The 14523-nt window shown below is 24.5% G+C and carries 13 protein-coding genes; 10 read left to right on the forward strand and 3 right to left on the reverse strand.

Features of this window, described 5'->3' with window-relative positions; translation table 11 throughout:
- Positions 1–8 precede the first annotated feature (8 nt).
- From Q7K47_02315 to Q7K47_02325, 3 genes are all read right to left on the reverse strand, one after another.
- Positions 9–1103, reverse strand: coding sequence for a ThiF family adenylyltransferase (locus Q7K47_02315; GenBank protein MDP0506041.1), 1095 nt, complete (start codon positions 1101–1103; stop codon positions 9–11).
- Positions 1093–2184: a ThiF family adenylyltransferase gene (locus Q7K47_02320; GenBank protein ID MDP0506042.1), complete on the reverse strand. Its 1092-nt coding sequence runs from the start codon at positions 2182–2184 to the stop codon at positions 1093–1095. The genes Q7K47_02315 and Q7K47_02320 overlap by 11 nt, the downstream gene beginning before the upstream one ends.
- Positions 2185–2249: 65 nt before the next feature.
- Positions 2250–2444 (reverse strand): hypothetical protein, encoded by a 195-nt coding sequence (locus tag Q7K47_02325; protein ID MDP0506043.1) that lies wholly within the window; start codon positions 2442–2444, stop codon positions 2250–2252.
- A 306-nt stretch (positions 2445–2750) separates the two neighbouring features.
- Between Q7K47_02325 and Q7K47_02330 the strand changes: the two genes are divergently transcribed.
- The 10 genes from Q7K47_02330 to Q7K47_02375 all read left to right on the forward strand — a co-directional run bounded on the left by Q7K47_02330 (position 2751) and on the right by Q7K47_02375 (position 14519).
- Positions 2751–5537 carry a type I restriction endonuclease subunit R gene (locus tag Q7K47_02330; protein ID MDP0506044.1) on the forward strand — a complete coding sequence of 929 codons (2787 nt, stop codon included), beginning with the start codon at positions 2751–2753 and terminating at the stop codon, positions 5535–5537.
- Positions 5538–5551: 14 nt separating this feature from the next.
- On the forward strand, positions 5552–7093 hold the full coding sequence (locus Q7K47_02335) for a type I restriction-modification system subunit M (protein MDP0506045.1): 1542 nt from the start codon (positions 5552–5554) through the stop codon (positions 7091–7093).
- Between the two features lie 9 nt (positions 7094–7102).
- A complete protein-coding gene (locus tag Q7K47_02340) occupies positions 7103–8317 on the forward strand; it encodes a restriction endonuclease subunit S (protein ID MDP0506046.1) in 1215 nt (404 codons plus the stop codon).
- 12 nt (positions 8318–8329) lie between these two features.
- Entirely contained in the window at positions 8330–9991 is a 1662-nt protein-coding gene (locus Q7K47_02345; GenBank protein MDP0506047.1) for a DUF262 domain-containing protein, read from the forward strand.
- A complete protein-coding gene (locus Q7K47_02350; protein MDP0506048.1) occupies positions 9975–11033 on the forward strand; it encodes an ABC transporter ATP-binding protein in 1059 nt (352 codons plus the stop codon). Before Q7K47_02345 ends, Q7K47_02350 begins: the two co-directional genes overlap by 17 nt.
- The gene (locus Q7K47_02355) at positions 11026–11805 is read left to right on the forward strand and encodes a hypothetical protein (protein ID MDP0506049.1); all 780 of its coding nucleotides are present in this window, start codon (positions 11026–11028) and stop codon (positions 11803–11805) included. The genes Q7K47_02350 and Q7K47_02355 overlap by 8 nt, the downstream gene beginning before the upstream one ends.
- A gap of 120 nt (positions 11806–11925) precedes the next feature.
- Positions 11926–12903, forward strand: a complete 978-nt coding sequence (locus Q7K47_02360) for a patatin-like phospholipase family protein (GenBank protein ID MDP0506050.1) — start codon at positions 11926–11928, stop codon at positions 12901–12903.
- A 199-nt stretch (positions 12904–13102) separates the two neighbouring features.
- A complete protein-coding gene (locus Q7K47_02365) occupies positions 13103–13348 on the forward strand; it encodes a hypothetical protein (GenBank protein MDP0506051.1) in 246 nt (81 codons plus the stop codon).
- Between the two features lie 38 nt (positions 13349–13386).
- Positions 13387–13980: a YeeE/YedE thiosulfate transporter family protein gene (locus Q7K47_02370; protein ID MDP0506052.1), complete on the forward strand. Its 594-nt coding sequence runs from the start codon at positions 13387–13389 to the stop codon at positions 13978–13980.
- Positions 13971–14519: a YeeE/YedE thiosulfate transporter family protein gene (locus Q7K47_02375; protein MDP0506053.1), complete on the forward strand. Its 549-nt coding sequence runs from the start codon at positions 13971–13973 to the stop codon at positions 14517–14519. The genes Q7K47_02370 and Q7K47_02375 overlap by 10 nt, the downstream gene beginning before the upstream one ends.
- Positions 14520–14523: the final 4 nt, after the last annotated feature.

A 14523-nucleotide genomic window follows, 5' to 3' on the forward strand; every position in this document is an offset into this window, starting at 1 on the left:
TAAAACACTTACTTATTTTTTTTATATTTTCCTTTTTTTCCACACCATTCACAATTATCTAGTTTTTTATACTCTTTATATTTAACATCCATATCATAGATATTAAACTCTCCTCTTCTATTTATATTTGTAGGAGTTATTGTTTTAGTTAAAACTTTAATCGCTTCTAAGGAAGAAAAACTCGATGAAATAGAGCACATTGGCCCTAAACTCCCAATTTTTCTACCAGCAATAGCTAATTTTTTCATATTTGCAATATCTAAATCATTTTGTTCTTTGAGTTGTTTCTCAAAACATTTAACACAGGCGGTTTTATAAGGAATTATTGTTTGCCCTATTAACGAAACATGTAAATTATATCCACCAGCTATTATATGAGGTATATTTTTTTTCATGCAATATTCTCCTATCCAAATAGCAGTTTGATCTACCGTTGGTTTATCTGCACAATCAATAATCAAATCTAATTTTTCTCCATCAAAAAAATTTAAAGTTTCTTCACATAACATTTTTTTGACTATTGAAATATTAGCTTTTTCATTAATGTCTAATAATCTTTTTTTCAAAACCTCTACTTTAAATTTTCCAATATCTTCTTCTATATATCCCCATTGTCTATGTAAATTTGAAATTTCAATTTTATCATTGTCCATTAAAATTAAATTCTCTACTCCTGATTGAATCAAATTTGCTGCAATCCAACTTCCCACTGCTCCTATCCCTATTACTAGTACTTTAGATTTTTTTATATTGTTCCAAGCCATTTGAACTTTCTCTTCACTAGAAAAATAATCTTCTAACATTGAAAAAACTCTAGAATAAATTTCTCTATCTTTAGTTTTTTTTATCTCTAAATCATCAACTATTATACTATTAGTTTTTAAAAATTTTAAAAATTTTAAAAACTTTTTTTTAGTATAATTATTCATTTTATATTTATCTGCTATTTCATCAACTGTACTTTCTCCATCTAATGAACAAATTAGTTTAGAAACTTTTTCATCTATTTTTACAATTAAACTTTTCCTAATATTACCTTTAAAAAATTCAATTTGACCTTCATTTACTACAACTCCTACAGAACTTCTAATTCTAGGCTTCATCTAATATTCCTCCACACACTAAACATTTTGGATCTTTTTTCACATCTAAATACTTTATTTTGTAAGTATCTATATCCATTTCTCCTCTTGTTAAATAATTATTTTTTTCTACCTTAACCCCACAAATAAATTTTATAATTTGAACTGCTGCATAACTTGATGAAAATAAACTTTGGGAAGCAAAACCACCATATTTGATAAACTCATTTCTAATTTTTTTTTGTTCAGGTTTCCAATCTTTAAGTGCTTTTTCAAAATAATTCATATAACAACTAACACAAGGAGTTTTCCCAGGAATTATTAATTCTCCTGTACTCATATTATGTATGTTAAATCCACCTGCTATATAATGGGGCTTTCTTAACTCTACACATTTTTTTGATATTTTTAACGATGTATATCCAATATATGGCTCATCTGCTGTATTAATCACAAAAGTAGAAGATTTTATTAATTCATCAATATTTTTATTTGGTATTAATTTTTCAAATAAAATTTTTACTTTTGCTTTTGAGTTAATCTTTTGTATTTCTTCTTTTAAAGCCTGAACTTTACTTTTTCCAACATGACTTTTTCTGTAATACATATGTCTGCATTTATCTGATTCTTTAACTTTTTTAAAATCTAAAATAATAAAATTTTCTACTCCTGCCATAGCTAACAATAATGCTATATCTCCCCCCATTGCACCTACACCAAAAATAACTATTTTAGAATCCTCTATTTTTTTTTGATTATTTATTCCTGCGCACTCTCCTATATTAAATTCACTTAAATAGTTAATTTGTCTTTCATATCTTTTATCAACAATAATATTATGCTTTTTTTCAACCACTACATTAATTGAAACTAAAAATTTCATAATTTTATTAACTGTTTCAACACTTATTTCAGAATTATTTTCTTGATTATAAACTTCAGCTATTTCCTTACTATCTTTTTCTCCATCAATTAGTTTAATTAAATTTATAGTTTTTTCATTTACTTTGTATTCCATTAATCTTCTCGTATTAATAAAATAAAAAAGTAAGATATTATCTTGTATTGTATAAATATCTATACTATCTTTGATTTTAAACATTTTATTTTCTCCTAATTATAATACTGAGAAGCTTTATTAATTATAAAGCTTCTCTTAATAAATTTTTAATATTGAATTACTCCAGCGTTAATTTCTAAAAATTCTCCCCATTGTTCTTCAGAAATATCTATGTTATTTCTTGTACAAACTCTAGTACAACAAGCTGAACGTCCTTCATTAGAACAACCCGCACTATACGCTCCCATAACATGTTCTTCTTCAACAACTTCAAATTCAAAATCATCAATCTTAAAATTCATAAAATACCTCCATTTGTATAATTTAAAAGCTAAACTTCTTATGTTATAGCACCAACATGTTTAAAAGTCAATATTTCTTTAAAGTTATAACTTCTATTTTTATAAAAATTTTTAATTTAAAAAATAAAAAGCGTTTTCATTCTCTTCATTGTAATTAAACAGGTATTTTTTTGCTATATTTGCTCCTTCTAATTTAAATAACAAATATATCTTGAATTAGGAAATGGATAGTTATATAATAAAGTGATTAGCCTTTTATTTTATAAAAGGTTGCATCAATAAAATAATTGTACAAAGGGAGAATTTATGAGCATAGAAAGTGAAGCTACTTTAGAAAATAAACTAATAGAGCAGTTATCTAATAATGGCTATAGTAAAGTCACTATTACTAATGAATTTGATCTTCATGAAAACTTTAAAAAACAATTAGAAAAATATAATGAAATTTTCCTTACAGATAGAGAATTTGATAAAGTCTTAATTCACCTTCAAGGAGATAGTATCTTTGAAAAAGCTAAAAAATTAAGAAGACCTTTTCCTCTTCAAAGAGATGATGGAGATATGTCATATATTGAATTTTTTAATCAGGAAGATTTTTCTAAAAATATCTTCCAAGTGACAAATCAAGTTACTATGGAAGGAACATATAAAAATAGATATGATGTTACTATCCTTATAAATGGAATTCCCATGGTTCAAATTGAACTAAAAAAGAGAGGTATTGAATTAAAGCAAGCTTTCAACCAAATAAATAGGTACCAAGATCATTCTTATAAAGGCCTTTTTAATTACATTCAAATATTTGTAATTAGTAATGGAGTCAATACTAAATATTATTCAAATAATAAAGATCAATCCTTTAAACAAACTTTTTATTGGACTGATGAAAATAATAAAAAAATAAGTAACTTAAAAGATTTTACAAATATATTTTTAGATAAAGAGCATTTAAATATAATGATATCTAAATATATTGTATTACATGAAACTTGTAAAATTCTTATGGTCCTTAGGCCTTATCAATATTATGCAGTGGAAAGAATATTAGATACTGTTCATAATTCTCCTAATAGCAACGGATATATTTGGCACACTACTGGAAGTGGTAAAACTCTTACTTCTTTTAAAGCTAGTCAAATATTAATAACTAAAGAAGAAATAGATAAGGTTATATTTGTCGTTGATAGAAAAGATTTAGATAACCAAACAATGGAAGAATTTAATAGCTTTTCAAAAGGAAGTATCGATGGAACAGACAGTACTAAATCTCTAGTTTCTCAACTTACAGATAACACTACTCCTTTGGTTATAACTACTATACAAAAGCTTAATAATGCTATTAGCAAACATCATTTAGAAACTAAAATGAAAAGTGTTAAAGATAAGAGATTAATTTTCATATTTGATGAATGCCATAGAAGTCAATTTGGAGATACTCATAAAAAAATAAATAATTTTTTCACATCAAAACAATTCTTTGGTTTTACTGGAACACCTATATTTGCTGTAAATGCAATTCATCATAAAACTACAGCAGATCTATTTGAAAAACCCTTACATAAATATACTATTAAAGATGCTATTGCTGATGATAATGTCCTTGGTTTTTCTGTAGAGTATTATAATACTTTTAAAAGTAAAAAATTACAAGATGAAAATGGAGATGATCGTTATTTAGATGATATTAAAGTAGAAGGCATTAATACTAAAGAAGTTTTTGAAGCTCAAGAAAGGCTTGAAAATATAGTCGATTTCATAATTTCTAATCATTGTAGGAAGACAAGGGACAAGGAATTTAATAGTATTTTTGCTGTAAATTCCATTGAAACACTTTTAAAATATTATGATATATTTAAGTCTAAAGATCATGATTTAAATATAGCTACTATATTCACCTATGCAGATAATGAAGATAATAAAAATGCAAATGGTATAGCAGAAGAAAAAACAAATAAACATACTAGAGAACGTTTAGATGAAATAGTAAATGACTATAATAAAACATTTGGAACTAATCATAATCTAAATAAAGATAATGGTTTTAATGCTTATTTTGTAGATCTTTCTAAAAAAGTTAAAGAGAAAAAAATAGATATCCTTCTAGTTGTAAATATGTTTTTAACTGGATTTGATAGTCCACGTTCAAATACTCTATATGTTGATAAAAATTTAAAATATCATAACTTAATTCAAGCTTTTTCAAGAACAAATAGATTACTTAACGAAACAAAAAGTTATGGAAATATAGTTTGTTTTAGAAATTTAAAGAAAAATACAGATGAAGCAATAGAGCTGTATTCTAATCTTGATGCAAAAGAAACTGTCTTAATGAAAGACTACAGAGAGTATGTTAAAGATTTCAATAAGTATGTAGATGATTTAATAACTCTTGCTCCTGATGTTAATGATATAAACGATTTAAATTCTGAAGATGATAAATATAGATTTATTGAAATATATAGAAATCTTTTAAGAGTTTTAAATAAACTTACTACTTTTAGTAAATTTTCATATGATGATCTTAATATGACTGAACAAACATTCAATGACTATAAAAGTAAATATCTTGATCTTCATTATGAAGTAAATAAACAAAAAGAAAAAGTTAGTATCTTAAATGATATCGATTTTGAAATTGAATTAACAAGAAAAGATTATGTTAATGTTTCATATATAATTTCACTTATTAAAAATTTAAATTCTGAAGATGAAGGATTCTTAAAAGATAAAGAATTTATTCTTAAAACTATTGAAAGCAATCCTGAATTAAGAAGTAAAAAAGAATTAATAGAACAATTCATTGAAGAAAATAGAGTAAATATAGTTGCAGGTAATAAATTTGACATAGAAGAAAAATTAAAATTATTTTTACAAAAAGAAAAAGAAAGACAAATTTCAGAGTTTATAGCTTTAGAAAATTTAAGAGAAGAATCAGCAAAGAAAATTATATCTGATTATGAATTTAGTAGTAAATTCAATGTTGGTGAAATAAAAAAATCTTTCCTTGGAAAGGTTGGATTAAAAGAAAAAAGAGAAAAAATAAATAACGTTAAACATAAAATAGAAGAAATAATGAATACATTCAATTGGTAAAAGGAGAATATTAAATGTCGGAACATAAACAAGAACTGGAAAAAAAGCTATGGGCAATAGCTAATGAATTAAGAGGAAGTATGGGGGCAGATGAATTTAGAGACTATATTCTAGGTTTAATCTTTTATAAATTCCTTAGTGAAAAAATAGAAAAAGCTGCTGCTGAAGAATTAAAAGATGAAAATTTAACATTTTTAGAAGCAGTTAGCGATGAAGAAACAAAAAAAGAATTATCAGAACTTGTTATAGATGAACTAGGTTATTTCATAGAACCAAAATATTTATTCCATAATCTAGCATCAAGAGCTAGACAAAAAGAATTTATAATAGAAGATCTTGGTAAAGGACTAAAATATATTGAAGAATCTGCTCTTGGGCATGAAAGTGAAGAAGATTTTACTGGTCTATTTGTAGATATTGACTTAAATTCTCCTAGATTAGGAAAAAATTCTGATGAAAAAAATAAATTAATATCAGAAGTTATAAAACATTTAGCTGATATCAACTTTATGTATGAAGATACTGAAATAGATGTACTTGGAGATGCTTATGAATATTTAATCGGAGAATTTGCAAGTGGTGCTGGTAAGAAAGCTGGAGAGTTCTATACTCCTCAACAAGTATCTAAGATTCTTGCTAAATTAGTTACAGTAAATAAAAATAAAATAAAAAGTGCTTATGATCCTACTTGTGGTTCTGGTTCTCTATTACTTAGAATTTCTAAAGAAGCAGAAGTAGCTGATTTTTACGGACAAGAAAAAAACAATACAACTTATAACCTCGCTAGAATGAATATGATATTACATAATGTTAATTTTAATAATTTTAATATTATGCAAGGAGATACCTTAGAAGATCCTCAACATTTAAATAAAAGATTTGAAGCAGTTGTGGCTAATCCACCTTTTTCTGCTAAATGGAGTGCAAATCAAACTTTCTTATCTGATGAAAGATTTGCTGACTATGGAAAATTAGCACCTAAAACAAAGGCTGATTTTGCTTTTGTTCAACATATGCTTTACCAATTAGATGACAATGGTACTATGGCAACTGTACTTCCTCATGGAGTTCTTTTTAGAGGGGCAGCTGAAGGAGTTATTAGAAAATATTTAATTAAAGATAAAAATTATTTAGATGCTGTTATAGGATTACCTGCTAATATATTTTATGGAACATCTATCCCTACATGTATATTAGTATTAAAAAAGCAAAGAACAAATCCAGATGACATCTTATTTATAGATGCTAGCAATCTTTTTGAAAAACAAAAAAATCAAAATATTTTAAAAGACGAGCATGTAAATAAAATAATAGAAACTTACAAAAATAGAGAAGACATGGATAAATTTTCTCATAAGGCTACAATGAAAGAAATAATAGAAAATGATTATAACTTAAATATCCCTAGATATGTGGATACTTTTGAAGAAGAAGAACCTATTGATTTAGATATGGTTGTAAATGAAATCTTAAAAATAGATGAAGATATGAAAGAAATAGATGCAGAAATAAAAAAATATTGTGATGAGCTTAAAATAAAAGCTCCATTAGTGTAGGTGGTAGTTATGGAAAAAAGACTAGTACCTAAGTTAAGGTTTCCTGAATTTAAAGATAATTGGGAAGAAAAAAGATTAAGAGAAATATCTACAAATGTAAGTTATGGAATGAACTCCGCTTCAACCACTTTTGATGGAACTAATAAATATATTCGAATTACTGATATCAATGAACAAAATAATTTATTTACTCCTAATCCTTTAACATCTCCAGTAGAAATTGTTGATTCTAAATTCAAATTAAAAGAAAATGATCTCCTTTTTGCTAGAACTGGAGCAAGTACAGGAAAAAGTTATCTCTATAAAAAAGATGATGGAAATTTATTCTTTGCTGGATTTTTAATTAAATTTTCAATTCTAAGTACATATAATTCTAAATTTATTTTCTATAACACATTAAGAAGTTCTTATAAAAAATGGGTTAAAATTATGTCTACTCGTTCTGGACAACCTGGAATAAATGCTGAAGAATATAAAACTTTAAAAGTTTATATTCCCAATATAAAAGAACAAAAAAAAATTGCTGATTTTTTATCTGCAGTTGATTCTAAAATTGAAAAATTAGAAAGAAAAAAAGAACTTTTAGAAGATTATAAAAAGGGAATGATGCAAAAGATTTTCAGCCAAGAAATTAGGTTTAAAGATAATTCTGGAAATGATTATCCTGAGTGGGAAGAAAAAAAGTTAGGTGAAATTTTAAGATTAAATTTAAGACCTGTTCCAAAACCTTTAACTCCTTATGGAGCTTTAGGAATTAGAAGTCACGCTAAAGGAACAATGCATAAAAAAATTGAAAATCCAAATGAGATTTCTATGGATACTCTATATAAAGTAAAAGAAAATGATTTTATTGTTAGTATTACTTTTGCTTGGGAACATGCTGTTGCTATTTGTAAAAAAGAAGATAATGGAAGACTTGTTTCTCATAGATTTCCAACATATACTGCTAACTTTAATCTAAATATTAACTATTTTAAACATTATATAAAAAGAAAGCAATTTAAGTTTTCCTTATCTATGATTTCTCCCGGTGGAGCTGGAAGGAATAGAGTTATGAGTAAAAAAGATTTTTCTAATATAAAATGTATGCTCCCTTCTCTACTGGAACAAGAAAAAATTGCTGAATTTTTATCTGCAATTGATTCCAAAATTAAAAAATTAGAAACTTTAATTGAAAATAATAAAAAATTTAAAAAAGGATTATTACAACAAATATTTATATAAAAGGAGAGTTTTATGAAAAAAGATATTTTAGAAGAATTAACTATATTTCTTGAAGTTTACAAATGTATTGATTTAGAAAATCAAGATAAATTTTTAATTTTTGAAAAATTAAAGAAAAAATTAAAAGAATCTAATCCTGAAATTTCAGATATTTTAGAAATAAAAAATGAAGATGAAATTAGATTAAAATTAATGGGACTTATTTTATCTAGAGTATTACCATTTTTTAAAAACGAAAAAAACTTATTAGATGAAGAAACTATAAATGATTTAATTATTCTCTCAAAAAATAGGAATGCTGAAAAAAATTTTTATGACAAATTGAATAAAATTTATGAGCACTTAAGCTTCGAAAAAAAAAGAAGAAATTTAAATTATCATATCTCGAAACAAGTTAATTATTCTGAGATTAATTATTCTGTTAGTTATTTAATTCAAGAATTTTCTAGTGGTAGGATGAAAATGCCTAAATATCAAAGAGATTATGTATGGACAATTGACCAAGCAAGTGAACTCATTTTATCATTATTACGAGGAATTCCCATTCCTAAACTTTATGGGTATAACGACTATGATGAAACCTTAAATAAAAATATAAAATTAATAATTGATGGTCAACAAAGAATAACTAGTATTTTAATGTGGTTTTATGGTATCTTTCCAAAATTTAAAATAAGAACTATTAATTATAGTGAATATATGAGTGAAATTGTTAAGCTATGTAATTATTATTATTATCCCGATTCTTATAGACAAGAAGCAAATAGAAAGCAAAGTGAAGAAGAACGTTTAGATATGTTAGAGCAAATTGAAAATGCAAAACAAACTTTAGAATCTAAATATAAATTAAATCTAAATGCTAGTTTTTTAGCTAATATAGCTGGTGAAAATAGTGAATTTGAAAAAACTGATATTAGTTATCGGAGTTCTAAATCAATTTTAACTCCTAAAGAAAAACAAGATCTTCTAGATAAAGAACTTGGTTTTGTTATTGTTAAAGGTGAAAAAACCAGTGAAACCGTTGATATATTCAGGTTATATAATAGTGCTGGTACTCAATTATCAGAACAAGAAATTAGAAATGGAATTTATTATAGAAATGAATTATACAAATTAATCAATCAATTCAACGAAGAAACTGGAAGGCAACCAAAAACTAACAAAATTATTCATAAAAATTGGAATAATATAAAACCAAGAGATACTTATAAAAATGATGTAAAACAATTATTTCATATGCTTGCCTGTGTTCATGATTTGAAAAAATATAACACATCCGATTTTGAAAATTTACTTAATTCAAATAAAAATATTGATATTTTAACTGAAAAAAGAGAAGAATTAATTAATAATTATTCAGCAGTTATTTCTAATGAAAATAAAAATTCTTTAAAATTACGTTCCGAATTTGAAACAATTACTAATTTCTTTGAATTAAAATTTAATAATAAAAATATTCCAAAAAATATTAAAGCTTATACTGCTTTATTTATAATACTAAAGAAACTTGAACTTTTAAATAAAGATCTTGATTATAAAAAAATCACTATTCCTTGTGAAATTATTTGTTGTAAAAACGAAAATTCTAAAAAAAGCTATATTTCTTTCGAATATTTAAGAAAAATCTATAAAATTTTAAAATTAAAAGGAGTTTTAAATGAATTTAAAAAATAATGACTTGATAGAAGAAATTAAAAATATTGATAAAAATAATAATATAAAAGGAGCTGTATTAGTTGGTAAAAATAATTCTGGAAAAACTTACAAATTAAATAATCTTTTTTTAGAATTATATAAAAATCAGGAAGAAACTTATCTACCATTTGATCTAAAAAAAAATTTAGAGCAAGAATTTAAAATAGATAGTGTTATTTATTTTAGCAAAGCCATTATTACAGGCGGAATTAGTTCTAATTCTGGTAAATCTATTTTAGAAAATTTAGACGGCGATTTAGAAATTAATTTAAAAAATGATACTTTAATTAATACTTCTATTTCTCAAATTTTATTTAGCACTTTAAAATATGATTCAGAATATTATTACAGTAATCTTATAAAAAAATATTTAAATCTTAATTTAAAATATTCTTCAGAACAAAATGAATTATTAATTACCACCGATGCTGAAGAATCTAATTTAAAAACAGATGAAAACTATTTTCTTAAATCTAGTGGATATCTTTCTCTTATAAGAATAATTGTTTTAATAGATTTCTTTATGAAAAAAAATTGTGAAACTTTAAAATGGATTTTAATTGATGAACCTGATGCTTTTTTAGATTCTGAAAATAGAACTATTTTTTTAAATATTTTACAAGAAATTCTTTCTAATTATAGTTGTCGTGCTAAAATTATTATTTCATCACATAATTCAGAAACTCTATTCTCTTTACCCAACAATTATTATATTTATCAATTAATTAATAAAAATTATTATAAAAAATATTACTCTCAAGACTTTTTTAACAAACCTAAATTAGAAGAAATTTTATTTAGTCAAAATAATAATTTGCTCAAACTTAGTTCTAATATGAACACTCTTATTAATTGTTATAAAAATTCATTAATAGGAACTAAATATAGAAGATTAACTGATGAAAAAGAACTGATTTTTCTACTTAATATAGAAAAAAATACAAAAGAAACTATTAAAAAACCTTTAACCATAAAAGAACAAATTATTTTAAATTCTATTCTAGGAGGAAATTATGACTAATTTTAATTTGACTTTAAATATTTATGATTACTCTAAATATTTAAATGTTTTAAAAAATTATTCTTGTAATTTTGATTACTATCCCTCTAATCCTACACAAAAAGCAAACTCGTTTATTAAAGATTTATTAAATCTTTCTAATAATAGATGCTATATTTGTGGCCACAATTTAGAAAGTAATCATAGTAATGGAATCTATTTTGAAAAAGAACATTTAATTAATAAAACTATTGAAAACAAAATTAATCCTATTTTAAAAAGATGTAAAAAAAATATTGTTCCAATTTGCAAAATTTGTAACTCTCAAAAGATAACTGTGCATATGAGTCCTCAATTAAAAAAACAATTAATAACCTTAAATGACCTATGTAAAAAAAACGATAAAGACAATTTTTTTGAAGAATGTTTTGAAATTTTTAAAAATGAAAATTTTGATTTTAGAAACTCTTCTAATAATAATTTACTAAAAAAAATTCAATTTAATTTTTTATTAAAAACTTTTTATGGTGATTATAGATATATCAATCAATTCGATTTTAATTCAAGAACAAAAAATATTTTCAATGATATAATTAAACTAACTTATAATATGACTTTTAATTTTAATAATAATCTGGAATTAAAAAACCATATTTTAATGTTTTCAAAAAGTGCAATAGAAGATGATTTTATAGAATGGTTATTTAATAAAAAAATAATTACAAATAACTGTAATCCAAAAAAAATAAACAACTTATTAGAAACAATGACCCTTTTAGAATATATCTACTAGCTCTCATTTTATAAATGGGGACTTTCTTCATAATTAAACATTTTCACATCTTGAATTAATTGATATATAGGAATATAATGAAAGATAAGATTAAGTTTAGTTATTAATAAAGGAGGAGATATGACTAATTATAATATTAAAAATCTAGTATTTGAAGGTGGAGGAGTTAAAGGAATTGCTTACGGTGGAGCACTATCTGAATTAAACAAATTAAATATTTTATCTAATATTGAAAGAGTTGCTGGAACTTCAACTGGTGCTATTACAGCAGTATTGTTAGCAGTTGGTTATAATCATACTGAAATATCAGATATTGTTGCAAATGTTAATTTTAATAATTTTGCAGATGATAGTTTCGGAGTATTACATGATCTTAAAAGATTTATATCTGATTTTGGTTGGTATAAGGGAGACTTTTTTAAAGACTGGATTGGAAAATTAATTTTTAAAAAGAAGGGAAAAGAAAATCTTACATTTAAAGAACTACACAATTCTAAAAACTCACTTGATTTATACTTAGTTGCAACTAATCTTTCAAAACAAACATCAAAAATATTTTCCTATGAACATACTCCTGATATTGAAATAAGAGATGCAGCTAGAATGTCTATGAGTATTCCTCTTTATTTTAAATGTGTGAAATACGGAGAAAATGAAGATGTTATGGTTGATGGAGGGGTTGCTTGGAACTATCCTTTAAATATTTTTGACAATGAAAAATATCTTTCTGATTTTAGAAATGGAGAAAAAGTTCAATATAATAAATCTAATGGTTATATATTTAATAATGAAACTTTAGGTTTTAGACTTGACTCAAAAGAAGAAATTGATTTTAATGAATCTAATTGGGAAACTGCACCTAAAAATATAGATAGTATTTCAAGTTATGCAATTTCTTTAGTAGAATTTATAAATTCCATGGCTAATAAAAAACATTTACATAAAAATGATTGGAATAGAACCATCTTTATAGATACACTTGATGTTCATACAACTGATTTTAATATTTCAAAAGATAAAATCAATAATTTAATTGATAGCGGTAAAACTGGAGTTGAAAAATATTTTAATTGGAGAAACAATAAACAAACTGCTTAAGAATAATAATATAATATTAAGTGTTAGTATTAAAAAATACTAACACTTTTATTTTAAAATCTATCCTTCCCACTTGAATTCTATGATATATGTTATATACTTAAGGTAAAGAGTAATGCCAAATATTTTTTTGACATACATCAAACAATGAAATTTCAACAGTGTAATTTAATGATAAGTGAAACAAGGAGGTTTTATAATGGGATTAGTAAATGTAATTAAATCTTTTTTAGGTTGGTCTTGTGTTATTAATATTCTTTTTCTTTTACTTTCAACGCTTATGGTAACGGTATTTCAAAAACCTATTTCAAAAATTCATTCAAAATTATTTGATTTAGATGAGAAAGCTTTACATTTAGAATATTTTAAATTTTTAGCTTTTTATAAAATGATCGTAATAATTTTTAATATTGTTCCTTACTTAGTACTTTTAATAATGTCTTAACAATATAAATTTTTAATTATTTAATATGAGGAGGTAATATGAAAACTTTTATAAAAGAACGTCAATGGAGTTGGTTTAAAGGTGGAATAATTTTAGGTCTTATCTTTGTTATTGCTGTAGCTTTAGTAAAACCAATTGGTGTTTCTACACAATTTGTAATATTTGATGGTGTAACTTGGAACTCGTTTCATGAATTAGTTGTTAAAGATGCAGGAGCTAAAAGTGGCTTTGCTAGCTTTAATGCATATATAAATAAAAGCGGAGGAAAATATGCTAAAAGTATTGCTAACCCGTTAAATTATAGTTATATATTTGTATTTGCAATGATACTTGGTGGTTTTGTTGCTAGTAGATTAAAAAGTAAAACACATAAAGAAGAAGATAAATCCATTCCTAAAGTTTGGGAAGATAAATTTGGAAAATCACATGTAAAAAGATATTTAGCTTCATTTTTAGGAGGAATTTTTGTATTATTTGGTGCTAGACTTGCTGGAGGATGCACAAGTGGACACATGATGAGCGGAATGATGCAAACATCCCTTAGTGGTTATTTATTTACTTTTGGAACTTTTATTGTAGCTATTCCTGTAGCTATAATTTTATACAAAGGAGGTAAAAAAGAATGGCTATAATACTTGCGATTGTAATAGGATTTTCATTTGGATTTATTCTTCAAAAAGTTGGAGCTTCAAATCCACAAAAAATTATAAATATGCTTAGACTAAAAGATTTTCATTTAATGAAAGTAATTCTTCTTGCTATTGGAGTTAGTAATATATTATTATTTTTCCTTATGTTATTTGAAATTGTAGATCCATCACATATAAGTGTAAAATCATCTTATGTTGGAGTTATAATAGGAGGAGGTATCATGGGACTTGGCTGGGCTATTTCTGGTTTTTGTCCAGGAACAGGTTTAGTTGCCCTTGGAGAAGGTAGAAAAGATGCTATTTTCTTTGTCTTAGGAGGATTAGTTGGAGCATTAGCTATGATTCTTTCCTATGAAAAGATTAAAGATACATTCTTATTTTCTGATTTAGGAGGAAAAATGACTTTAGCTGTTACTAATGCTAAGGGAGTAGTTCCTTTCTTTTCTAGTATTCCTGGTATATTTGTTGCAGGAGTTATAGGTTTAATCTTTATAGTTGTTGCCTTTATACTACCTGAATAAAATA

This window comes from Fusobacterium sp. JB019, assembly GCA_030673965.1.
Classification (GTDB): Bacteria; Fusobacteriota; Fusobacteriia; order Fusobacteriales; family Fusobacteriaceae; genus Fusobacterium_B.

Bases quoted from the DNA above. Each gene is read 5' to 3' on its own strand.
- Q7K47_02350 (MDP0506048.1), top strand. From the start codon at position 9,975: ATGAATTTAAAAAATAATGACTTGATAGAAGAAATTAAAAATATTGAT.
- Q7K47_02355 (MDP0506049.1), top strand. From the start codon at position 11,026: ATGACTAATTTTAATTTGACTTTAAATATTTATGATTACTCTAAATAT.
- Q7K47_02365 (MDP0506051.1), top strand. From the start codon at position 13,103: ATGGGATTAGTAAATGTAATTAAATCTTTTTTAGGTTGGTCTTGTGTT.
- Q7K47_02330 (MDP0506044.1), top strand. From the start codon at position 2,751: ATGAGCATAGAAAGTGAAGCTACTTTAGAAAATAAACTAATAGAGCAG.
- Q7K47_02320 (MDP0506042.1), bottom strand. From the start codon at position 2,184: ATGTTTAAAATCAAAGATAGTATAGATATTTATACAATACAAGATAAT.
- Q7K47_02315 (MDP0506041.1), bottom strand. From the start codon at position 1,103: ATGAAGCCTAGAATTAGAAGTTCTGTAGGAGTTGTAGTAAATGAAGGT.
- Q7K47_02360 (MDP0506050.1), top strand. From the start codon at position 11,926: ATGACTAATTATAATATTAAAAATCTAGTATTTGAAGGTGGAGGAGTT.
- Q7K47_02340 (MDP0506046.1), top strand. From the start codon at position 7,103: ATGGAAAAAAGACTAGTACCTAAGTTAAGGTTTCCTGAATTTAAAGAT.
- Q7K47_02375 (MDP0506053.1), top strand. From the start codon at position 13,971: ATGGCTATAATACTTGCGATTGTAATAGGATTTTCATTTGGATTTATT.
- Q7K47_02345 (MDP0506047.1), top strand. From the start codon at position 8,330: ATGAAAAAAGATATTTTAGAAGAATTAACTATATTTCTTGAAGTTTAC.
- Q7K47_02335 (MDP0506045.1), top strand. From the start codon at position 5,552: ATGTCGGAACATAAACAAGAACTGGAAAAAAAGCTATGGGCAATAGCT.
- Q7K47_02325 (MDP0506043.1), bottom strand. From the start codon at position 2,444: ATGAATTTTAAGATTGATGATTTTGAATTTGAAGTTGTTGAAGAAGAA.
- Q7K47_02370 (MDP0506052.1), top strand. From the start codon at position 13,387: ATGAAAACTTTTATAAAAGAACGTCAATGGAGTTGGTTTAAAGGTGGA.